20 protein-coding genes are annotated in these 20,595 nt (G+C 67.5%); 12 read left to right on the top strand and 8 right to left on the bottom strand.

From position 1 onward, the window contains the following. Window positions 1-138: 138 nt before the first annotated feature. Window positions 139-1,065, top strand: coding sequence for a DUF808 domain-containing protein (locus AC06FA_RS17245; protein ID WP_478069355.1), 927 nt, complete (start codon window positions 139-141; stop codon window positions 1,063-1,065). Between the two features lie 73 nt (window positions 1,066-1,138). Here the strand turns inward: AC06FA_RS17245 and AC06FA_RS17240 are convergent, their stop codons facing one another. Then, window positions 1,139-2,677 carry a GGDEF domain-containing protein gene (locus AC06FA_RS17240; RefSeq protein WP_478069354.1) on the bottom strand — a complete coding sequence of 513 codons (1,539 nt, stop codon included), beginning with the start codon at window positions 2,675-2,677 and terminating at the stop codon, window positions 1,139-1,141. A gap of 106 nt (window positions 2,678-2,783) precedes the next feature. Between AC06FA_RS17240 and AC06FA_RS17235 the strand changes: the two genes are divergently transcribed. From AC06FA_RS17235 to AC06FA_RS17225, 3 genes are all read left to right on the top strand, one after another. After that, window positions 2,784-3,419: an NAD-dependent epimerase/dehydratase family protein gene (locus AC06FA_RS17235; protein WP_478069353.1), complete on the top strand. Its 636-nt coding sequence runs from the start codon at window positions 2,784-2,786 to the stop codon at window positions 3,417-3,419. Continuing rightward, window positions 3,419-4,132, top strand: a complete 714-nt coding sequence (locus AC06FA_RS17230) for a helix-turn-helix transcriptional regulator (RefSeq protein WP_478069352.1) — start codon at window positions 3,419-3,421, stop codon at window positions 4,130-4,132. The genes AC06FA_RS17235 and AC06FA_RS17230 overlap by 1 nt, the downstream gene beginning before the upstream one ends. A gap of 167 nt (window positions 4,133-4,299) precedes the next feature. After that, window positions 4,300-4,686, top strand: a complete 387-nt coding sequence (locus AC06FA_RS17225) for a VOC family protein (RefSeq protein WP_478069351.1) — start codon at window positions 4,300-4,302, stop codon at window positions 4,684-4,686. 29 nt (window positions 4,687-4,715) lie between these two features. On the opposite strand, the gene AC06FA_RS17220 is transcribed toward AC06FA_RS17225, so the two are convergent. The 5 genes from AC06FA_RS17220 to pdhA all read right to left on the bottom strand — a co-directional run bounded on the left by AC06FA_RS17220 (window position 4,716) and on the right by pdhA (window position 10,063). After that, window positions 4,716-5,711: a hypothetical protein gene (locus AC06FA_RS17220; RefSeq protein WP_478069350.1), complete on the bottom strand. Its 996-nt coding sequence runs from the start codon at window positions 5,709-5,711 to the stop codon at window positions 4,716-4,718. 463 nt (window positions 5,712-6,174) lie between these two features. Continuing rightward, complete coding sequence (locus tag AC06FA_RS17215) at window positions 6,175-7,569, bottom strand: dihydrolipoamide acetyltransferase family protein (protein WP_478069349.1); 1,395 nt, start codon at window positions 7,567-7,569, stop codon at window positions 6,175-6,177. Next, window positions 7,566-7,919, bottom strand: a complete 354-nt coding sequence (locus AC06FA_RS17210) for an SH3 domain-containing protein (protein ID WP_478069348.1) — start codon at window positions 7,917-7,919, stop codon at window positions 7,566-7,568. Before AC06FA_RS17210 ends, AC06FA_RS17215 begins: the two co-directional genes overlap by 4 nt. A gap of 1 nt (window position 7,920) precedes the next feature. Then, window positions 7,921-8,988 (bottom strand): alpha-ketoacid dehydrogenase subunit beta, encoded by a 1,068-nt coding sequence (locus AC06FA_RS17205; protein WP_108751115.1) that lies wholly within the window; start codon window positions 8,986-8,988, stop codon window positions 7,921-7,923. Beyond that, window positions 8,981-10,063 (bottom strand): pyruvate dehydrogenase (acetyl-transferring) E1 component subunit alpha, encoded by a 1,083-nt coding sequence (gene pdhA / locus AC06FA_RS17200; protein ID WP_478069347.1) that lies wholly within the window; start codon window positions 10,061-10,063, stop codon window positions 8,981-8,983. Before pdhA ends, AC06FA_RS17205 begins: the two co-directional genes overlap by 8 nt. A 335-nt stretch (window positions 10,064-10,398) precedes the next feature. Between pdhA and AC06FA_RS17195 the strand changes: the two genes are divergently transcribed. From AC06FA_RS17195 to AC06FA_RS17180, 4 genes are all read left to right on the top strand, one after another. Beyond that, window positions 10,399-11,274 (top strand): tryptophan 2,3-dioxygenase, encoded by an 876-nt coding sequence (locus AC06FA_RS17195; protein ID WP_478069346.1) that lies wholly within the window; start codon window positions 10,399-10,401, stop codon window positions 11,272-11,274. Window positions 11,275-11,454: 180 nt separating this feature from the next. After that, window positions 11,455-12,954 carry a peptide MFS transporter gene (locus AC06FA_RS17190; RefSeq protein ID WP_478069345.1) on the top strand — a complete coding sequence of 500 codons (1,500 nt, stop codon included), beginning with the start codon at window positions 11,455-11,457 and terminating at the stop codon, window positions 12,952-12,954. Between the two features lie 17 nt (window positions 12,955-12,971). Further along, window positions 12,972-13,583 (top strand): thioredoxin family protein, encoded by a 612-nt coding sequence (locus AC06FA_RS17185; RefSeq protein WP_478069344.1) that lies wholly within the window; start codon window positions 12,972-12,974, stop codon window positions 13,581-13,583. Between the two features lie 171 nt (window positions 13,584-13,754). Continuing rightward, window positions 13,755-14,894 carry a hypothetical protein gene (locus AC06FA_RS17180; RefSeq protein ID WP_478069343.1) on the top strand — a complete coding sequence of 380 codons (1,140 nt, stop codon included), beginning with the start codon at window positions 13,755-13,757 and terminating at the stop codon, window positions 14,892-14,894. A 71-nt stretch (window positions 14,895-14,965) separates the two neighbouring features. On the opposite strand, the gene AC06FA_RS17175 is transcribed toward AC06FA_RS17180, so the two are convergent. Beyond that, complete coding sequence (locus AC06FA_RS17175) at window positions 14,966-15,460, bottom strand: MarR family winged helix-turn-helix transcriptional regulator (protein WP_108751109.1); 495 nt, start codon at window positions 15,458-15,460, stop codon at window positions 14,966-14,968. Window positions 15,461-15,589: 129 nt separating this feature from the next. On the opposite strand from AC06FA_RS17175, the gene hppD reads away from it, so the two are divergent. Then, window positions 15,590-16,702 carry a 4-hydroxyphenylpyruvate dioxygenase gene (gene hppD, locus AC06FA_RS17170; protein WP_478069342.1) on the top strand — a complete coding sequence of 371 codons (1,113 nt, stop codon included), beginning with the start codon at window positions 15,590-15,592 and terminating at the stop codon, window positions 16,700-16,702. 104 nt (window positions 16,703-16,806) lie between these two features. After that, complete coding sequence (hmgA, locus tag AC06FA_RS17165; RefSeq protein WP_478069341.1) at window positions 16,807-18,111, top strand: homogentisate 1,2-dioxygenase; 1,305 nt, start codon at window positions 16,807-16,809, stop codon at window positions 18,109-18,111. A 90-nt stretch (window positions 18,112-18,201) separates the two neighbouring features. On the opposite strand, the gene AC06FA_RS17160 is transcribed toward hmgA, so the two are convergent. Then, entirely contained in the window at window positions 18,202-18,720 is a 519-nt protein-coding gene (locus tag AC06FA_RS17160) for a hypothetical protein (protein ID WP_478069340.1), read from the bottom strand. Between the two features lie 122 nt (window positions 18,721-18,842). Between AC06FA_RS17160 and AC06FA_RS17155 the strand changes: the two genes are divergently transcribed. Together AC06FA_RS17155 and AC06FA_RS17150 are read left to right on the top strand one after the other, a co-directional pair. Next, window positions 18,843-19,484, top strand: a complete 642-nt coding sequence (locus AC06FA_RS17155; RefSeq protein WP_478069339.1) for a hypothetical protein — start codon at window positions 18,843-18,845, stop codon at window positions 19,482-19,484. Between the two features lie 72 nt (window positions 19,485-19,556). Next, window positions 19,557-20,513, top strand: coding sequence for a sodium:calcium antiporter (locus AC06FA_RS17150; protein WP_478069338.1), 957 nt, complete (start codon window positions 19,557-19,559; stop codon window positions 20,511-20,513). Window positions 20,514-20,595 lie beyond the last annotated feature (82 nt).

Raw genomic sequence — 20,595 nt, 5'->3', positions numbered from 1 at the left:
ACCCGGCGGCGCGGGGCCATGCCCGGCGGAAGGGGCTACGCGCCCAGTGTCCCCGCAGCGCGGTAGGCGCGCGGTGAACCCGCTACCGCCGTTCCCCCTGATCAGTCAGAATCGGTCCATTCCCTCTCTGGAAGTGCCATGGCCGGTGCCAGTCTGTTTGCCCTGCTCGACGATATCGCCACCCTGCTGGACGACGTCTCGATCCTCACCAAGGTTGCCGCGAAGAAGACCGCCGGCGTGCTGGGCGACGATCTGGCCCTGAACGCGCAGCAGGTGACCGGCGTGAACGCCAACCGCGAACTGCCGGTGGTGTGGGCCGTGGCGAAGGGCTCGCTGGTGAACAAGGTGATCCTGGTGCCGGCGGCGCTGGCGATCAGTGCGCTGGAAGCCTGGCTGCACAGCCGCGGCTGGAACGTGCCGCTGATCGTGCCGCTGATGATGATCGGCGGCGCCTTCCTGTGCTTTGAAGGCGTGGAAAAGCTGGCGCACCGCTTCCTGCATTCCTCCGACGAGGATGCCGAGCACCAGGCCGAACGCCGCAAGGCGCTGGCCGATGCACAGGTGGACATGGTGGCGTGGGAAAAGGACAAGGTGAAGGGCGCGATCCGCACCGACTTCATCCTGTCGGCCGAAATCATCGTGCTGACCCTGGGCGTGGTGGCCGTGGCCTCGTTCACCCAGCAGGTGCTGACCCTGTCGGTGGTGGCGCTGGCGATGACGGTGTTCGTCTACGGCCTGGTGGCCGGCATCGTGAAGCTGGACGACGTGGGCCTGTACCTGTCGCGCAAGGGCGGGGCGGTGGCCGCGTTCGGGCGCGGCCTGGTGCGCTCGGCGCCGTGGCTGATGAAGTTCCTGTCGGTGGCCGGCACCATCGCCATGTTCCTGGTGGGCGGCGGCATCCTGGTGCACAACATCCCGGCGCTGCACCACGCGGTGCAGGCGATCGGCGGGGAAGGGCAGTGGGGCTGGCTGATCAGCGCTGCCGCGAACATGGTGGTGGGTATCGTGGCGGGCGCGATCGTGCTGGCCGCGGTGACCGGCTTCCAGAAGCTGCGCGGGCGCTGACAATGGCCGCCGGGCATGGCCCGGCGCTACCACCACCCGTACGGTAGCGCCGGGCCATGCCCGGCGGCTCGCATCATCCCGCCTGTACGCGGTTCTTGCCGTGGCGCTTGGCCTCGTACAGCGCATCATCGGCGCGCCGCAGCAGGCTCTGCGCATCGTCCCCCGGCTGCCACTGCGCCAGACCGGCGCTGAAGTGCACCGGCACGCGCTGGTCGCGCACGCTCAGCACGCGGTGCGCCAGTGAACGCTGCAGGCGCTGCACGGTCGCCATGCTGTCGGCCGCCTGCGCATCGGGCAGCACCAGCACGAACTCATCGCCGCCCAGGCGCGCCACGCCATCGGTGGCCCGCAGCAGCAGCCGGCACACCGAAACCAGGTGCTGCAGCAGCGCATCGCCACCTGCATGGCCGTGGGCTTCGTTGGTCTGGTGGAAATCGTCCAGATCGATCACCGCCAGTCCCAACGCCGTGTGGTTGCGCGCGGCACGGGCCAGTTCGCGCTGCAGCAGTTCGTCCAGGCCGCGGCGGTTCAGGGCCTGGGTCAGTGGATCGATGCGGGCCAGGTCTCCGGCCTCGCGCAGTTCCTGTTCCAGTTCGGTGATGCGCTGCTCGGCGCGTTCCACTTCCGCCCGGGCGCTGGCCAGATGGTCGCGCGCCTGCGCGGCCTGCTGCTGCACCTTGCCGGTGTCATGCATCACGTCCTGCAGCAGCTGGTTCAGGTCGGCAATGCTGCGCGCTTCGCGCAACTGCAGTGCGTAGCTGCCGATGCGGTCGTGGTATTCGCCGGTGCTGGTGGCCATGCCATCCATGCGTTCGATGAACTCGCCCATCAGCCCGCGCATGGCGGCCTTGGATTCATCGATACCCTGGCGCAGCAGCCCCTGCTTGTAGATCACCTCGCGCAGCTCGGCGCGCGTGCGCTCCACCGCTTCAGTATCCAGCGGGCCGGTCAGCAGCTGCTGCACGGCGGTGATCTGGCCCTGCAGCCAGCTGCGGTCGTCCAGCAGCTCGCTCACGTTTTCCAGCAGCAGCGCGAACAGTTCCAGCAGCAGGGCCTGCTGTTCCTGCCAGCTCTCCGCGCGTACGCCCACCTGGTGGCCGAGTTCGCGCACACCCTGTTCGATGGGTTCCAGCGCCACGCCGGGCTGCCACTGGCGCAGGCGCGCCGCCAGGTCCTGGGCCTGCTCGCGCAGGTCGGGGTCATGCTGCAGCAGGGCCACCACGGCGCCGCCCAGCAGCAGCCGCAGCTGTTCGGACAGGCGCAGGCTTTCGGGCTGGCCATCAGGCGAGTGCTGTTCGATGGTGCGGATGTACTTGTCGATCAGCTGGCGCATGGCCCGGCCATAGCGCGGCCAATCGGCGCTGGCCTGGGCCGACTGCAGGCGATCGCCCATGTCGCCCAGCTCGCCGGGCAGGGTGGCCATGCCGTTGGCGAAGGCGGCCAGCAGCGGCTCGGGCGCGTCGGCGCCAGCGAACAGCTGCTGCAGGGCCACGCCGCCGCCGCCCTGCAGCACCACCCGGTCGGCCCGGCCATCGTCCACCACCGCGCGGACGCGCGCCGGCGGCCCAAGGGCGGTGCCGGGGGCAGGGCGGTGGTCTGGCTGGTCCGTCATGGAGCGAATCCCGGGGGTGGCAGGGGCTGGTTCCAGCATATCGGCGCGGCCGCGCACGGCTTGAACGGATAGCATGGGGGCACAGAATGCAGCAGTGGGGGTGGGTATGCGTGTGATGTTGCTGGGGGCGACCGGGCTGGTAGGGGGGCTGGCGCTGCCGATGCTGCTGGACGACCCGCGCTGCCGCGCCGTGGTGGCCCCCACGCGGCGGCCACTGGACCCGCGTGATGCCAAGCTGCACGCGCCCGTGCTGTCCTTCGACGCGTTGCCCGAAGCCCCGGACTGGGCGCAGGTGGACGCGGTCATCTGCGCTCTGGGCAGCACCATGGCCCAGGCCGGTAGCCGCGAGGCGTTCTACCGGATCGACCACGATTACCCGCTGGCTTTCGCCAACGTGGCGCGCACCCAGGGCGCACGCGCCTTCGTGCTGAATTCCGCGGCCGGCGCAAACCCGCGTTCGGCGGTGTTCTACAGCCGGGTGAAAGGCGAGCTGGAGCGCGACCTGCGCGCGCTGGACTTCGCTTCGCTCACCCTGGTGCGTCCTGGCTTGATTGGCGGCCATCGCCAGCAGGTGCGCCGTGGCGAAGCGTTCGCGCTGAAGGTGCTGGGCGCGTTGGATCCGGTTCTGCCCCGGGCCTGGCGGATCAACCCGGCCGAGTGCATTGCCCGGGCGCTGGTGGACGCCGCGCTGGCCCCGGCGCCGGGCGAGCATGTGGTGCCATCGCGGGATCTGGTGGGCTGATGTCACGTGCGCTGCGCTTGACCCAACTGCTGCAACGGCTGCGCCGATATCGGCGGCCGGTGTCGGGGCGGGTACTGGCCGACGCACTGGGCATCAGCGTGCGCACGCTCTATCGCGATATCGAAACCCTGCGTGCGCAGGGCGCCGACCTGCGCGGCGAGGCGGGTGTCGGCTACCAGTTGGTACCCGGCGATGTCCTGCCGCCCCTGACCCTGCCTCCCGCCGAGATCGATGCGCTGGTGCTCGGGCTGCGCTGGGTGGCTGCACGCACCGAACCGGCATTGGCCGAGGCCGCACGGGATGCCCTGGCACGCATCGCCCACGTGTTGCCGGCCGCACGCCGTGAAGCGCTGCGTGATAACGGACTGCGCGTGGGCCCATCGCGGATGGACGCTGCAGTGCCACCGGCGCGGCTGCAAGCGGTGCGCGAGGCCGTGGGGGCGCAGCAGCGACTGCAGTTCAGCTATCAGGATGCGCGCGGCCAACGCACTCAGCGCATCGTGTGGCCTTTCGCACTGGGATACTTCGATGAAGTGGTGGTGCTGGCGGCATGGTGCGAGGGGCGCGAGGACTTCCGCCACTTTCGCCTGGACCGCATCTGCCAGCCATGCGCATCTGGAGCAGGCTATCCGGTGCCACGCGCCACCCTGCTGCGGCGCTGGCAGAAGGCGCAGGGCATCGCGCCGGACTGGCTGGATCTTTCGTCATCGTAGAGTCGAGCTTGCTCGACTGTTCCTGATCTTTGCGCAGAGCAGTCGAGCAAGCTCGCCTCTACAAGGCAGCGGCACGGTACATAGCCGTCCAGCAAGCTCGGCGCTGCTGACAGGAACTGTCAGCAGGGTTGGACCACGATGAACGCTCCCAACAACGGAGCTTCTCCATGTTCAAGCCCAGTACTCTGCTGCAGTATGTGCGCGATGTCGCCACCAGCGTCAGCTTCTACCGTGGCGTTCTCGGCACGGCGCCTGTCGAGCATTCGCCTGGCTTCGCGCTGTTCCTGCTCGGTGACGGTGCTGCGCTGGGCCTGTGGCAGCGGGACGATGTGCAGCCGCAGGTGTCCGCGCAGGCCGGCGCCGCCGAACTGGCGATGGTGGTCGCCAATCCAGGTGAAGTGCAGCAGCTGCATGACGCGTGGCGCGCGCTCGGGGTGCAGATCACCCAGGCACCGGTGACGCTGGAATTCGGCCACACCTTCGTGGGTGTCGACCCCGATGGCCACCGCCTGCGCGTGTACAGCCGTGCCGAGGGCATGGTCGCGCGCGATTGATGTGCGGGGGAGCCGGTACCTGCCGGCCCCTATCCCTGGCGTTGCTCCTGCGCTGCTTCGACCACGCTTGCGAACGGCTCGTCTTCATCCGCATCCCATGCAATGGCCAGCTTGGCCAGCTCGCCGACCACGTCGCGCTCTGGATTGCGCCGCCTCAGTTCCTGGATGAACTGCCGGACCTGAAGTGGCGTCAACTCGCAGCCTGGATAGTCGAAGAGACTGAGCGCAGCGTCTGGTGAAAGGTCAAGCAAGTCCGGCGCGAGGATGGAATAGGCGCTGATGTAATGCAGGAATGGAATGTCCGACAGGAAGCTCTCAGCTGAGCACATCATCGACGCATCATGCGGCGGATTCCGAAGGAATTCCCTCATGACCGCCAGGACGACTTCATCTGAGGGTGTCGCCGTCAAAGGTGTGTAGAAGTGATCTGCATACGCCCAGCAGCTCCTCTGGTCCCGGGCTGCGTTGGACAAGCCATGCAAGGTCGAGATCCAGACACTGGCCTCCATTGGTCCTGACGATGGAGACTCAGCGTCTTGGCTTCCTCGTTCGTCGTCAGAGAGAGGTGCCCGGCGCGGAGACTCCCCATTGCGCCATGACGCATGGCGTCCATCCAGCAACGTCCACACCTTCGCTTGGCAGGACCACATTTCGTGCTGCGACGGCGTGGTGTTTTCAGGGAATACCGAGAAAAAGTCGGAGAGGTAGGTCGCGTGCGGGCTGAAGTACTCGACCGTAAAGTTGAGAGCATCCTCGCCGAGCGCACCGCCAGGAATCGCCTCGTGAAACCTCGTCCGCAGGTGTGCGACCAGTTCCAGTGGGGAATCTGAGCCAGCGATGGTAGATCCAACGGAATGATCGATGAAGGCATCCCTGGAGGCCAACCAGCGCAGATAGATCAGTGTTGGAATCGGGAGCTGGTCCAGCGGTTCGTCCGGGGATGGCAGTGGACCGAATGGCCGCTCGCGAAGAAGCAGAGCGCCTTGGGCCAGGAACGCGTCAATGATCGCGGTTGAATTCGGCATGGGAGATTGCGCAGGGCAAGAGCCTCGATGTTACGGAGCCTGGCCTGGGATTCCATGCAACTAATCCGAAATGCGTTGCACAACGGGTTCTGATTTTCGCTCTTCGCCTTTCGCCTTTCGCCTTTCGTAGAGTCGAGCTTGCTCGACTGCCTTGGCCTTTCGCGAAGAGCAGTCGAGCAAGCTCGACTCTACCAAGGCAAACGTCAGGGCAAACGCAAACGCCAGGGCAAACGCAAACGCCAGGGCAAACGCAAACGCCAGGGCAAACGCAAACGCCAGGGCAAACGCAAACGCCAAGGCAAACGCACACGCCAAGGCACACGCACACGCACACGCCAGGGCAAGCGCACACGCGGCGGCAGTCGATCACCGCATTTCGCCCACAAAAAAACGCCGGGCAGTACCCGGCGTTTCTCCAATTCCGGTGCCAACCAAGGTTGGCACCCATCGTTCAGTGGGTCGATCAGCTGGCCAGCGCCAGGTCGTCCATCATCGCGCGCAGGAAGCGGGCTGCTTCGCCGCCGGTCGCCGCGCGGTGGTCGAAGGTGACCGACAGCGGGATGACCTTGTGCGCTTCCACGCCGCCCATCACCGGGGTCATCTGGTGGCGGGCACGGCCGGCACCGACGATGGCCACGCACGGCGGCACGACCACCGGGGTGGCATAGCGGCCGGCGAACATACCGAAGTTGGACAGCGAGATGGTGTAGCCACTCAGTTCCGAGGCGGCGATCGAACGCGATTCCACCTGCTCGCGCAGACGGTTCACGCCCTCGCGGATGCCGCGGGCGTCGAGCATGTCGGCATTGCGCAGGGCCGGCACGAACAGGCCATCGTCGGTGTCCACGGCAATGCCGATGTCCACCTGCGCGTGCAGGGTGCGGGTCAGCGCTTCACCGTCGAACCAGGCGTTCATGGCCGGCACCTTCTGCGCGGCCACCACGATCGAACGCACCAGGCGCGCGGTCACGTCGTTGCCCGGCAGCCAGGCGTGGATGTCGGCGTCGTCGTTCAGCGTGGTCGGCACGACCTTGCTGTGCGCGTCGGCCATCACCCGCGCCATGTTGCGGCGCACGCCCTTCAGCGGTTCCGGCTGGCCCTTGGCGACTACGCCCGGCGGCTGGGTGCGCATCGGCTTGCCGGCGGCGGACAGCGGGGTGCGGGCTTCGCTCTGCACCGGGGCCGATACCTGCGCCGGGGCCGGCGCGGCATACGCAGCGGCAGCCGCCGGTGCCGGGGCGGCGCCCAGCTTGGCGGTGCCGTTGGCGGCGGCCTGCTTCACGTCGGCCATGGTCACCGCGCCATCGGCGCCGGTGGCACGCACGCGCGACAGGTCCACGCCCAGCTTGCGCGCAGTGGCACGCACGGCCGGCACGGCCTTGACGCCACCGACGGCCAGCGCCTGTTCGGTATGCACCGCGTTGGAGCTCTGCATGGCGCCGACCACGGTGCCGGCATCATCGCGCTCGGCCTTGGCTTCTTCGGCCACGGACGGGGCAGCCGTCGGGCTTGCCGTCGGAATGGGCGGCGGGGTCGGCGCGGCAGCAGCCGGTGCCGGGGCATGGCCGTGGCTGTGGCCGGTGTCCTGGCCATCGGCGCGCTGCGGCAGGTTCGGGTCGATCTCGAAGCTGGCCAGCACCGAACCGGTAGGGATGATGTCGCCAGCCGCGCCGGACAGCTTCAGCACCTTGCCGGACACCGGCGAGGGCACTTCCACCACGGCCTTGGCCGTTTCCATCGACACCAGCGGTTCGTCCAGCTTGATCACATCGCCTTCCTTCACGAACCATTCCACGATGGTTGCGTCCGGCAGGCCTTCGCCCAGGTCGGGCAGGTTGAAGTTCTTGGTCTGGCTCATGTGCAGTTCTCTTCCAGCAGTTCCAGTTCGCGGGCCGGCAGCCAGCCCGTCGCGCCGTTGGCGCGCTCGGACCACCACCACCCACCATGTTCGTGATGCAGCTTCACCATCTCGCCGCTTTCCACATCCAGCTCGCGGGCGTCGTAGTCGCGCAGGACTTCGGCGCGACCTTCGTCCAGCGGTTGCAGCCAGGCGACGGGCGCCCAACCGGCGCGCCCATCGTTGCTGCGTACCCAGGCAAACGCCGGCCATTCCTCGTCACGTACACCCACTTCGACGATCTGGCCGGTGCGGAACCGGAGCGGATTGGAATATTGGCTGCGGTAAGCCGCCAGCAGGCGGGCCCGCATGTCAGCCCGCCGCCACCGCGCGCTTGGCCGCGGTCACGATCCGGTCCACGCTGGGCAGGTACTTCATTTCCAGGCGGAACAGCGGAATGTGGGTGTCGTAGCCGGTAACGCGCTCGACCGGGGCCAGCAGGTCATACAGCGATTCTTCGGCCAGGCGGGCGGCAATCTCGGCACCGAAACCAGCGGTCTTCGGCGCTTCCTGCACGACCACGCAGCGGCCGGTCTTGGCCACCGATTCGGCGATGGTGGCAAAGTCCAGCGGGCGCAGGGTGGCCACGTCGATCACCTCGGCGCTGATGCCTTCGCCGGCCAGCTTGTCGGCCGCTTCCAGGGCTTCCTTCACCTGCGCGCCCCAGGCGACCAGGGTCACGTCGGTACCGTCGCGCAGCACGAAGCACACGTCCAGCGGCAGCGCTTCGCCGTCATTGACGACCACTTCCTTGTACTGGCGGTAGATGCGCTTGGGTTCCATGTAGATCACCGGATCGGGATCGCGCATGGCGGCCAGCAGCAGGCCATAGGCACGTTGCGGGCTGGACGGCAGCACCACGCGCAGGCCCGGCACGTTGGTGAAGATCGATTCGTTGGCTTCGCTGTGGTGTTCCGGCGCGCGGATGCCACCGCCCCACGGCACGCGCAGCACCATCGGGCAGTGCAGGCGGCCACGGGTGCGGGTACGCAGGCGCGCGGCGTGGCAGATGATGTGGTCCACCATCGGGTAGACGAAGCCATCGAACTGGGCTTCGGCCACCGGCTTCATGCCCTGCGCGGCCAGGCCGACGGTCAGGCCGGCAATGGTGGTTTCATCCAGCGGGGTGTCGAGGATGCGCTGCGAACCGAAGCGCTGCTGCAGGCCGGCGGTGGCGCGGAACACGCCGCCGTTCACGCCCACGTCCTCGCCCAGCACCAGCACCGACGGGTCGTGTTCCAGCTCCCAGGCAAGCGCCTGGGTGATGGCTTCGATCAGGGTGATGGGGGTAGCGGTCATTGCGATGTCTCCACCGGCGACAGCGGCGCTGTCGGCGGCATTGGCCTGGGAAGCGGAAGCGCCGTGCTTGATCTCATCCATGGCGCTGCTCCAGGGCAATGGCAGCCGCGCGCTGGGCCAGCAGGTCCGCCGGCGGATCGGCATACAGGTAGTCGAACATGGCCTCGACCGGCTGCACCGGGGTGTTGAGGTACTGGTTCACTTCCTCGTCCACCTTGGCCGCGCACTGCTCGACCCAGGTCTTTTCTTCTTCTTCGCTCCACACGCCCTGGGCGACCAGGTACTTGCGCAGGCGCAGCATCGGCTCGCGGGTCCAGGCGTCCTTCACTTCGGCGTCGTCACGGTAGCGGCGGGCGTCGTCGGCGGTGGTGTGGTCGGACAGGCGGTAGGTCATCAGTTCCAGCACCGTGCCGCCTTCGCCGGCCAGGCCGCGTTCGCGTGCCTGTTCCATCGCGGCCAGCACCGCAATCAGGTCGTTGCCGTCCACCTGCAGGCAGTGCAGGCCACCGGCCAGACCCTTCTGCGCCAGCGTTTCGGCACCGGTCTGGGCCGAGCGCGGTACCGAGATGGCCCAGCCGTTGTTGACGATGCACAGGATCAGCGGCAGCTTGTAGGCACCGGCCGAATTCAGCGCGGCGTAGAAGTCGGTCTTGGAGCTGCCACCGTCGCCGCACACCGCCACCGCGATCTGCGCTTCGTTGTTCAGCTTGAACTTCAGCGCAGCACCGGCGGCATGCAGGCACTGGGTGGAAATCGGCACGCAGAACGGGAAGTCCTTCACCGCGTTGCCGGTGTAGTCGTTGCCGCGCTCGTCGCCGCCCCAGTACATCAGCACGTCGTACGGGCGCACGCCACGCATGAACATGGCGCCGTACTCGCGGTAGCTGGGGGCGAACACGTCACCCTGCTTCATCGCGGCGCCAATGCCCACGTGCGCGGCCTCGTGGCCCAGGCAGGCGGCATAGGTGCCCAGCTTGCCGGTGCGCTGCAGCGCGATGGATTTGCTGTCGAACGTGCGCACGTACAGCATCTGCTTGAACAGCGGCACCAGGACAGCCGGATCCTTCAGGGATGCGGGCAGGTCGTTGCGGACGAGCTTGCCGTCCGCGTCCAGGTACTGCAGGTATTCGATCTTGAACTCGGCGGCTACCGTCATTGCGTACTGCACCTTCGACAGAGAAGTTACAAATGATATGAATCGCCATGTTAAGGAAGGCGTACGAAATAGCCTTCCTGCGGCGCAACACGGCGATTCCCCGTTGTACCCCTGCCGACGGGTGGGGGGCCAATAACAACAACGTATTCAGTCGTTGCTGCAAAGCATCAGAATACGCCTTTGGCTGACTGCTGGCGCAACGGCGCAAACGGTTCCACGCGCAGCCGGGGGCTCGCGGCTGGCTCCACGGGCCACCGCACGCCCCGGTACGGTCACTGCCGCTGCCAGCGCGGCGGCAACGCGCTACCCTTGCCGCCCCTGATCTGGTCCCGCCCATGTCCGTCGACAACAACCAACGCGATCTCGAAGCTGGCATCCACACCGATCTGCAGGGGCGCCTGACCTATGGCGGTTACCTGCGGCTGGACCAGCTGCTGAGCGCGCAGCAGCCGCTGTCCAATCCGCCGCACCACGACGAGATGCTGTTCATCATCCAGCACCAGACCTCGGAGCTGTGGCTGAAGCTGCTGGGCCACGAGCTGCGTGCGGCGATCGGCTTCCTGCAGCGCGACGAGGTGTGGCAGTGCCGCAAGGTGCTGGCCCGCAGCAAGCAGGTGCTGCGCCAGCTGACCGAGCAGTGGTCGGTGCTGGAAACGTTGACCCCGTCCGAATACATGGGCTTCCGCGACGTGCTGGGCCCGTCCTCGGGCTTCCAGTCGCTGCAGTACCGCTACATCGAGTTCCTGCTGGGCAACAAGAACGCGCAGATGCTGCAGGTGTTCGAGCACGACCCGGCTGGGCAGGCGCAGCTGCGCACCGTGCTGGAAGCGCCCAGCCTGTACGAGGAATTCCTGAAGTACCTGGCCCGCTTCGGCCATGCCGTCCCGGCGGTGTACGACACCCACGACTGGACCCAGCCGCACGTGGCCGACGACGCCCTGCAGCCGGTATTCGAGCGCATCTACCAGGACACCGACCGCTACTGGCGCGAGTATTCGCTGTGCGAGGACCTGGTGGACCTGGAAACCGCGTTCCAGCTCTGGCGCTTCCGCCACATGCGCACCGTGATGCGGGTGATCGGCTTCAAGCGCGGCACCGGCGGCTCGTCCGGAGTGGGCTTCCTGCGACAGGCGCTGGAGCTGACCTTCTTCCCCGAGCTGTTCCAGGTGCGCAGCACCCTGCAGGCCGGCCCCCCGGCCGATCAGGCTTGATCCCCATTCAGCTTGGTCCGCCGCGACCGGCTGGATCGTTTCAGATGCAAGTTCAGCGAGCAGGCCGAGACCTGCCTCAAACGGCGTGTATTTGACGTGAACGCCAGAAGTCGGTGATCCTCGCGCGTTGCTCCAGCGCACAGCGGATGTGCCGCCCATCCACCGAACCAGGAAACCCGCATGAGCCTAAACGCCACTGCGAACACCCCAGAACCGGCGCTGCCGGACTTCAAGACCACGCTGGGCCACCCGCGCCCGCTGTGGATGCTGTTCATGACCGAATTCTGGGAACGCTTTGCGTTCTACGGCATCCGCTGGGCGTTGGTGCTGTACATCGTCTCGCAGTTCTACAGCGGCAATGCCGCCGGTGAAGGCGATGCCAGCCGCATCTACGGCGCCTACCTGGCGCTGGTCTACGCCGCGGCCATCTTCGGTGGCTACGTGGCCGACCGGGTGCTGGGCTACCAGCGCTCGATCCTGACCGGCGCGATCATCATGGCCGCCGGCCTGTTCATGATCTCGCTGCCGCAGGAACACATCTTCAAGCTCGGCCTGGCCACGATCATCGTCGGCAACGGGCTGTTCAAGCCGAACATCTCCACCATGGTGGGCAAGCTGTACGGCCTGAAGGACGAACGCCGCGACTCCGGCTTCACCATCTTCTACATGGGCATCAACATCGGCGCGATGATCGCCCCGGTGCTGACCGAATGGCTGGCACGCAAGGTGTTCGGTACCTCGGAAATGCCGTCGTACAAGATCGTGTTCATCGCCTCGGGCGTGGGCATGCTGATCTCGCTGGTGTGGTTCTACATCGGTCGTGCCGGCCTGAAGGGCATTGGCGCACCGCCGGCCGGTGCCGAAGGCTTCGGTCGCATCGTGATGGTGCTGATCGGCGCCGTGGTCGCCATTCCGGTGGCCTACTTCCTGCTGGCCACCGGCGCCACCGCGCTGGCCTGGATCCTGGGCGCCATGTTCACCGCCCTGGCCATCCTGCTGCTGGTGGAAGGCATCCGCGAGGGCAAGGTGCAGCGCGACCGCGTGATCGCCATGCTGATCATCTTCGCCTTCAACGTGATGTTCTGGATGTTCTTCGAACAGGCCGGCAGCTCCTTCACCTTCCTGGCCGAGAACATCGTCAACCGCAAGTTCGGTGACTGGGTCTTCCCGACCGCGTGGTTCCAGTCGGTCAACTCGGTGGCCATCATCACCCTGGCGCCGATCATTGCCTGGATCTGGGTGGCCATGGGCCGCGCCAATCCGTCCATTCCGCGCAAGTTCGGCCTGGGCCTGCTGTTCAACGGCGCCGCCTTCGCCCTGCTGATGTTCGCCCTGTCGCAGATGGTGGTGGACGGCAAGATCCCGTTCTGGACCCTGTTCATGGTCTACGTGATCCAGTCGGTCGGTGAGCTGTGCCTGTCGCCGATCGGCCTGTCGATGGTGACCAAGCTGGCCCCGGTGCGCCTGGTCGGCTTCGGCATGGGTGGCTGGTTCCTGTCCACCGGCATCGGCAACAACCTGTCGGGCATCTTCGCCGGTGCGGTCAGCGGTGAAGGCGGCATGACGATCGAATCGGCCCTGAAGGGGTATACCTTCGGGTTCTGGGCGTTGATCGGTTCGGGCGTGGTCCTGTTCCTGATCGCGCCGCTGATCAACAAGCTGATGCACGGCGTCAAGTAATCGCGAGGAAAGTGGGCATGCGCAAGCGTTTCGGCGGGGCAGGGGTGGCGATGTTGAGTGCGGTGCTGTTGGCCGCCTGTGCGCAACCCGCTCCGCCTGCCGCCAGCGAGCCCACCCAGCCCCTCGATACCCGCCCCACCGAGCCACCGGCCGCTGACCCCAGCGTGCCGGTGGCCTCGGGCAACACCCCGGCGGCGGCCGATATCGCCGCCATTGCCGGCCTCAACGCCAGCTTCGATCCGGCCCGCGACCCGCAGGCCGATCTGGAAACGGCCAAGGTGGAAGCACAGCGCGGCAACAAGCGCATCATCCTGGACGTGGGCGGCGAGTGGTGTTCGTGGTGCCACCTGATGGACCAGTTCATCGAAGGCGACGCCGACGTGCGCCGCCTGCGCGATGCCAACTACGTCTGGATGAAGGTGCACTACAGCGAAGAGAACGAGAACACCGCGTTCCTGTCGCAGTACCCGCAGGTGAAGGGCTACCCGCACCTGTTCGTGCTGGATGCCGACGGCACCCTGCTGCAGTCGCAGTTCACCGGCGAACTGGAAAAGCCCAAGGCCGACGGCAAGGGCTACAGCCGCGCCCGCTTCATCGCCTTCCTGGAAAAGTGGGCGCCCCCCCGCTGACCCCGAATCCGTAGAGTCGAGCTTGCTCGACTGCTCTGCATGCTCGACTGCCGTGCTTGCTCGACGACCGTGCATGCTCGACTGCCAAGCGGTTACAGAAATCCCCCCCATGGCCGCTAACGGCAAGGACCTCAGTCGAATCGACTGCGGCCCCCACCCGCAGGAGCGCCCATGCACAGCGACCACGCCACCCGATCGCCCGACCCCGCCAGCACACCGGCCGACGGCGCGGCTTCCGAAGGCGTAGGCCTGCCCGCGCAGGAAACCCTGCTGGACGATGCCGGTACCGGCGAAGACCCGCTGGACCTGGCGCCGCCGCGCTACCGCCTGCCGCAGATCGCGCTGCCCGACAACGTGGTGCTGAAGGGCGCCGTGCAGAAGCTGGTGGAGCAGAAGGCCCGCCTCGACCGGCTTGCCGCCGAAGGCCAGCTGACCGGCCTGCTGCCCGCCGAATGGCAGGGCACCGGCCTGCGCGCCATCGATCTGTCCAGCTTCATCCAGGGCGTGCTGCCGTTCCTGCAGACTGGCGAACGCGGCGAGACCGCCCCCGCCCGCCTGCCGGTGCGCCACGTGCTGGGCGATGACAGCCGGTGGGGTGTGCAGGACGTGGCCGAACCGAAATCGCTGGCCTGGTACCTGGCCAGTGATGAGCGCGCCAGCGCGGGCAGCAAGGACGTGGCCGAAGCGTGGCTGGTCGGCGCACTGGGCCTGGCCTGGATGCAGGAAGGGCGCAGCCGCCCCGGCTTCCTGCGCGCCATGGACCAGGACAGTCTGGCCGCGCGGGTGACCATGCTCGGCTATCCGCCGCCGGGGGAACTGGCGCTGTACAGCGTGACCGCCCACGGCCAGCCGCAGATCTGGTGCGTGTACGGCCGGCGCAAGCTGCGGCCGTTGCTGGCGCCATGGTTGAGCGTGCCCTTGCTGACCGCCTACGGCGTGGCTGCGCCGGCGGCGTGGCCGGCCAGTTTCCCGCCGGTGGATGCGGTGGCCGAAGCGATTGCCGCGGCCCGCCCCGGCAAGCTGGTGCCGGAAGTGGACCTGGCCAAGGTGGTGGCGAAGATTGCCGAAGACACGGCGGGGGACGCCTGGCAGCCTGTCAGCCTGTTGCAGCTCAACACCTGGTCGCCGCGCTGGACCTTCTTCCTGGGCACCTTCGTCGGCCTGCCCTCGCTGCTGCTGGTGACCGCCGCGCTGGCCCTGCCGGGCGCGGTGGAAGCGGCGACCGTCGCCGCCTCGCTGGGGTTCGCCGGCGGCGCCATCGCCGCATTGGCGGTGCCGTGGATCCACGCCCGGCGCAAGCACCTGAGCTGAGCCCGCTCGGGGTCGGATCCCTTTCCGCAGGAAAGGGCTCTGACCCCGGAACAGCGGCAGGATCGGTGCGGTTACACCCCTTCGCCCATCCGCTCCAGGCCGTCCCCGGCCAGCCGCAGGATCAGCTTTTCCAGCACCTGCTCTTCTTCCTCGCTCAGCACCGACATCAGCTTGCGGGTGATCTCGATCACCAGCGGTGCAATCGTCTCGTACACCTCGAAGCCGGCCGCCGACAGCGCCAGCACCGAACGGCGGCGGTCGTCACCATGGGTCTCGCGCTTGATGAAGCCACGCTCCAGCAGCCGCGCCACGGCCCGGCTGACCGCGACCTTGTCCATCGCCGTGCGGTCGGACACTTCGCTGGCCGACGAGCCCGGGTACAGGGCCAGGATGGTGATCACCCGCCACTCGGGAATGGCCAGGCCATAGCGGTCGCCGTACAGCTTGGCGATGTTGCCGCTGACCCGGTTGGACAGCACGCTCAGCCGATATGGCAGGAACTGTTCCAGGTCGAGCAGGACGTGCGAGGCACGCACGCGGGTGGAGGCGGGATCGGCTGGGTTCATGCTGCGGTGCACCTTGCTGGTGGTTTCAGTTGTAACTATAAAGGTTGGGTCCGTACCCTGCATTCTCGCCGGGTCCAACCCCGCCCGCACCTGGTTTGTGCCGATGCGGCACCGATTCGGAGCCACGCCATGAATACCGCCGTCCCGACCGCCTCGCACCCGAACCCCGGCATGCAGGTCACCACCTTCGAAAACCCGATGGGCATCGACGGTTTCGAGTTCGTCGAATTCGCCGCCCCGGCCGGCCGTGGCCAGGAACTGCACGACTACTTCCGCAGGATGGGCTTCAGCGCGGTGCTCAAGCACAAGCAGCGCCCGATTACCGTCTATCGCCAGGGCGACGTCAACTTCCTGGTCAATGAAGACCCCGATTCGTTCGCCGCCGACTTCGCCGAAAAGCACGGTCCCTGCGCCTGCGGCTTCGCCATCCGCTTCCAGAAGCCGGGCGCTGAGGTCTACCAGACCGCGCTGGGCAATGGCGCCGAAGCGGTGGCGTTCAAGCCGGACAGCAAGGCGGTCAACGCACCGGTCATCAAGGGCATCGGCGATTGCATGCTGTACCTGGTGGACCGCTACGGCGCCGCCGGCAGCATCTTCGATGGCGACTACGAAGCCGTGGCCGGTGCCGACCTGCATCCGTTCGGCTTCGGCCTGACCTTCATCGACCACCTGACCCACAACCTGTACTTCGGCAACATGCAGCAGTGGTCGGACTACTACGAGCGCCTGTTCAACTTCCGCGAAATCCGCTACTTCGACATCAAGGGCCTGAAGACCGGCCTGGTGTCCAAGGCGATGACCGCGCCGGACGGCATCGTGCGCATTCCGTTGAACGAATCGTCCGATCCGAAGAGCCAGATCAACGAATACCTGGACGCCTACAAGGGCGAGGGCATCCAGCACATCGCCTGCTTCACCGACAACATCTACGAAACCGTCGAAGCCATGCGTGCGCAGGGCGTGGATTTCCTCGATACGCCGGAAACCTACTTCGACGTGATCGACCAGCGCGTGCCCAACCACGGTGAAGACGTGGCGCGCCTGGCGAAGAACAAGATCCTGATCGACGCCGACCCGGAAACCCACCAGCGCAAGCTGCTGCAGATCTTCACCCAGAACTGCATCGGCCCGATCTTCTTCGAGATCATCCAGCGCAAGGGCAACGAAGGCTTCGGCGAAGGCAACTTCACCGCGCTGTTCGAGAGCATCGAGCGCGACCAGATCCGCCGCGGCGTGCTGTAACGTTCGACAGTAGCGCCGGGCCATGCCCGGCGTCTGCTCACCTGTAGAGCCGAGCCATGCTCGGCTGTTTCCCGTTCCGGCCGCGCAGCTACCAGGAGCTCCCCATGTCCACCGCCATCACCGCCCGCGGCTACCAGTCCGGCTTCGGCAACGAATTTGCCAGCGAAGCCGTGCCGGGTGCGCTGCCGGTCGGGCAGAACTCGCCGCAGAAAGTGGCCCACGGCCTGTACGCCGAACAGCTGTCGGGTACGGCGTTCACCGCGCCGCGCGGCAGCAACCGCCGCAGCTGGCTGTACCGCATCCGCCCGGCAGTGACCCATGGCGAGTTCACCCCGTTCGCGCAGTCGCGGCTGCAATGCGATTACAACGCGCAGCCGGCATCGCCGAACCAGCTGCGCTGGAGCCCGCTGCCGCTGCCGGAACTGCCGACCGACTTCGTCGAAGGCCTGTACACGATGGGTGGCAACGGCTCACCCGATGCGCACGCCGGTGTGGGCATCCACCTGTATGCCGCCAACCGGGACATGGTGGGCCGCTATTTCTACAGCGCCGATGGCGAACTGCTGATCGTGCCGCAGCTGGGCGCGCTGCGCCTGCTGACCGAGCTGGGCGTGATCGAGATCGAGCCGCAGCAGATCGCGGTGATCCCGCGCGGCGTGCGCTTTCGCGTCGAGCTGCCCGACGGCCCCAGCCGTGGCTATGTCTGCGAGAACCATGGTGCACTGCTGAAGCTGCCGGACCTGGGCCCGATCGGTGCCAACGGCCTGGCCAACCCGCGCGACTTCGAGACCCCGCATGCCGCCTTCGAAGACATCGACGGCGATTTCGAACTGATCGCCAAGTTCGACGGCCGCCTGTGGCGCGCGCCGATCGACCATTCACCGCTGGACGTGGTGGCCTGGCACGGCAATTACGCGCCGTACCGCTACGACCTGCGCCGCTTCAACACCATCGGCTCGATCAGCTACGACCACCCGGACCCGTCCATCTTCCTGGTGCTGCACTCGCCCAGCGACACGCCCGGCACCAGCAACATGGATTTCGCCATCTTCCCGCCGCGCTGGCTGGTGGCGCAGAACACGTTCCGCCCGCCGTGGTTCCACCGCAACATCGCCAGCGAATTCATGGGCCTGGTGCACGGTGCCTACGACGCCAAGGCCGAAGGGTTCGTGCCTGGCGGTGCGTCGCTGCACAACTGCATGAGCGGCCACGGCCCCGATGCGCCGACCTTCGACAAGGCGTCCAACGCCGACCTGTCCAATGCCGATGTCATCAAGGACACCATGGCCTTCATGTTCGAGACCCGCGCGGTGATACGCCCCAGCGCACAGGCGCTGGCCGCCGCGCATCGCCAGGGCGATTACCAGCAGTGCTGGAACGGCTTGCGCAACAATTTCCGTTCGGCGTAGGGGCCGGCGGGGTAGAGTCGACCGTTGGTCGACTAACGCGCGCAGCGCGGGATTTTCAGGCAAGCGCAGTCGACCAACGGTCGACTCTACCTACGCCGTGGCCGCAAACCCCACGCAATGCTCCAACGGCAGCGCTTCCAACAACCGCTGCCGCACGCGCTCGCAATAGCCTGCCGAGGTCATGCCGGGCAGCACGCCCAGCGCGGCGCGCAGCACCGCCAGCACCTGGTCTTCCGCGCGCGCCTGCTGCAGGTCGCGGAACAACGCCGCCGCCTGTGCATTGCGCTGCATTTCCAGGATGCCCAGCAGGTAGATGCGCGCGGCCGCCAACGAGCGGCGGCGCTCGATTCCGGCCATGGCCGGAGCAGGGTCACGCGCGGCAGTTACCGCCGGCGCCACAGCAACCGCCGCTTCCGGCCCTGTCTGCAGATAGCCGCCCTGGATCAGCTGGATCACCATCGCCGGCGCCTCCTGGCCGATCAGGGCGGTCAGATCGGCAATGCTGCGCTGGCCGTCGCACAGGATCAGCAACCGGCGCTGGCGCATGTCCAGCGGCGCGCGGTGGGCCTGCAGCGCGGTTCGGGCGAGGTCGGTCTTGCGCGGTTGCATGGAAGGACAGCCAAGTCGGTGCACGCCGAGCCTGAACGGGCGGCATGAAACGGCGATGACAATGCAGCGCCTGCACGCGCGCTGCGCTAGCGTGCCTGCACACCGTGCCCAGGAAACCACCCATGAAACACCTGCCCCTGGCTGGCCTGCTGCTGTTGTCGCTGGCCGCCTGCAACCGCACGCCGGAACCGGCCGCACCTTCCGAGCCTGCCGCCACCGCTCCGGCCAAGGACGCCTCGGTGCCCGCCGATGCTGACCTGGCCACCGCCTCGCCGGTGGACCCGCGCACTGACAGCCCGGCGCGGCTGGATGGCTTCGGCGGGGTGGCGCTGGGCGCCGGCATTGCCGAGGTCCGCAGTGGCTATGGAAGCCCCCTGCAGGGGTTGGGCACCGATGCCGCTGGAAAGCCGCTGCCGGCCGATGACAGCAATGACGGCTGCTACTTCCTGCGCCCGCAGGATGCCGAAGACCCGCGCCTGATGATCGAAGGTCGCAAGCTGGTGCGCTACGACGTGCGCAGCAGCGCCATCGTGGCGCCGGGCGGTGGCCGGGTGGGCATGACCCTGGGGGAACTGCAGACCTTGTACCCGGATCGCGGCGACGTGGTGCCGGACAAGTACGACGACAAGGCCCAGCACCTGCGCGTGCGGCCGGCGCAGGAGGGTGGGGCGGTGGTCGACTTCGCGCTGGGCGCCGATGGCAAGGTGGGCGCGTGGCGCGTTGGCAAGACCCCGCAGGTGGACTACGCCGAAGGCTGCGGCTGATGCTTGCGCCGCGGCGCCCCTGTAGCGGGGCGCTGCGCGTAGAATCGCGCCACGACCGCTGGGGAGTGCTCGATGATCGTCATAGCCATTGCCTGGTTCCTGCTCGGCCTGCTGTTGCTGGCCCTGGGTGGGGACTCCATCGTCAAGGCCGTATCCGGCCTGGCCCAGCGCTTCGGCGCCAGTGCCTTCACCGCCGGCCTGTTGCTGCTCGGCATCGCTACCTCGCTGCCGGAGCTGGCGGTCAATGCGCGCGCGCTGTGGGTCGGCCAGCCTGAGCTGGCGCTGGGCAACGCGGTGGGCAGCAGCATTGCCAACCTGGGCCTGACCCTGGCGGTGGCCGCCATTGCCGCACCGTTGCTGCTGCGCGCGCGCCTGCAGGCCGTGCTGTGGTGGTCCTTGCTGGCTGCGGCGTTGCTTCTGATCGTGTTCGGCCTGGATGGCCGCTTGCAGCGCTGGGAGGCCGGCGTGCTGGTGGCTGGCTTCGTCGTCGTGCAGGCCGTGCTGCTGCGCCGTGGGCGCCTGGAAGGCCCTGAGGTGCAGGCGGTCATCGCCGAATCCGCGCTCAGCCGCACCAGCCTGCCGTTGAACGTGCTGCGGGTGTTGATCGCTGCGCTGACGCTGTACTGGGGCGCGCGCCTGGTGGTCGGTGCAGCGGCGGACTTCGGCACCGCCCTGGGCTGGTCCCCGTTGCTGGTGGGCCTGCTGCCCGTGGCGATCGGCACCGCACTGCCGGAGGTGGCCGCGGCCATCGCCGCCGCGCGTCGTGGCCAGGGCGACATGGTGCTGGGCCACGTGCTGGGGTCCAGCGTGGTGAACCTGCTGCTGGTGATCGGCGCGATGGGTCTGCTGCAGCCGCTGGCCCTGCCGGCCTCGTTCGTGCGCCTGGAATTGCCGGCGCTGCTGGCCTTCGCGCTGGTGCTGTACCCCATGCTGCGCGGCGACCTGAAGATCAGCCGCGTGGAAGGCGCGATCCTGCTGGGCGCGCTGGTGGCATGGGTGGGGTTGGAAATCGCCCTGACCAGCGCGTGATCCAGGAGCGTGCGGACCAACGGTCGGCACCTACCCTCAACGCGCGCTGGTTTCCTCTTCCCGCTCCGGTTCCGGCGGCGGG

Source organism: Stenotrophomonas sp. Steno-C17, assembly GCF_056393165.1.
The sequence above is the reverse complement of the archived record's forward strand: the minus strand, read 5'-3'. Positions and strand labels throughout refer to the sequence as shown.

Coding starts and splice junctions, on each gene's coding strand:
- AC06FA_RS17245 (WP_478069355.1), top strand. CDS start 139: ATGGCCGGTGCCAGTCTGTTTGCCCTGCTCGACGATATCGCCACCCTG.
- AC06FA_RS17240 (WP_478069354.1), bottom strand. CDS start 2,677: ATGACGGACCAGCCAGACCACCGCCCTGCCCCCGGCACCGCCCTTGGG.
- AC06FA_RS17235 (WP_478069353.1), top strand. CDS start 2,784: ATGCGTGTGATGTTGCTGGGGGCGACCGGGCTGGTAGGGGGGCTGGCG.
- AC06FA_RS17230 (WP_478069352.1), top strand. CDS start 3,419: ATGTCACGTGCGCTGCGCTTGACCCAACTGCTGCAACGGCTGCGCCGA.
- AC06FA_RS17225 (WP_478069351.1), top strand. CDS start 4,300: ATGTTCAAGCCCAGTACTCTGCTGCAGTATGTGCGCGATGTCGCCACC.
- AC06FA_RS17220 (WP_478069350.1), bottom strand. CDS start 5,711: ATGCCGAATTCAACCGCGATCATTGACGCGTTCCTGGCCCAAGGCGCT.
- AC06FA_RS17215 (WP_478069349.1), bottom strand. CDS start 7,569: ATGAGCCAGACCAAGAACTTCAACCTGCCCGACCTGGGCGAAGGCCTG.
- AC06FA_RS17210 (WP_478069348.1), bottom strand. CDS start 7,919: ATGCGGGCCCGCCTGCTGGCGGCTTACCGCAGCCAATATTCCAATCCG.
- AC06FA_RS17205 (WP_108751115.1), bottom strand. CDS start 8,988: ATGGATGAGATCAAGCACGGCGCTTCCGCTTCCCAGGCCAATGCCGCC.
- pdhA (WP_478069347.1), bottom strand. CDS start 10,063: ATGACGGTAGCCGCCGAGTTCAAGATCGAATACCTGCAGTACCTGGAC.
- AC06FA_RS17195 (WP_478069346.1), top strand. CDS start 10,399: ATGTCCGTCGACAACAACCAACGCGATCTCGAAGCTGGCATCCACACC.
- AC06FA_RS17190 (WP_478069345.1), top strand. CDS start 11,455: ATGAGCCTAAACGCCACTGCGAACACCCCAGAACCGGCGCTGCCGGAC.
- AC06FA_RS17185 (WP_478069344.1), top strand. CDS start 12,972: ATGCGCAAGCGTTTCGGCGGGGCAGGGGTGGCGATGTTGAGTGCGGTG.
- AC06FA_RS17180 (WP_478069343.1), top strand. CDS start 13,755: ATGCACAGCGACCACGCCACCCGATCGCCCGACCCCGCCAGCACACCG.
- AC06FA_RS17175 (WP_108751109.1), bottom strand. CDS start 15,460: ATGAACCCAGCCGATCCCGCCTCCACCCGCGTGCGTGCCTCGCACGTC.
- hppD (WP_478069342.1), top strand. CDS start 15,590: ATGAATACCGCCGTCCCGACCGCCTCGCACCCGAACCCCGGCATGCAG.
- hmgA (WP_478069341.1), top strand. CDS start 16,807: ATGTCCACCGCCATCACCGCCCGCGGCTACCAGTCCGGCTTCGGCAAC.
- AC06FA_RS17160 (WP_478069340.1), bottom strand. CDS start 18,720: ATGCAACCGCGCAAGACCGACCTCGCCCGAACCGCGCTGCAGGCCCAC.
- AC06FA_RS17155 (WP_478069339.1), top strand. CDS start 18,843: ATGAAACACCTGCCCCTGGCTGGCCTGCTGCTGTTGTCGCTGGCCGCC.
- AC06FA_RS17150 (WP_478069338.1), top strand. CDS start 19,557: ATGATCGTCATAGCCATTGCCTGGTTCCTGCTCGGCCTGCTGTTGCTG.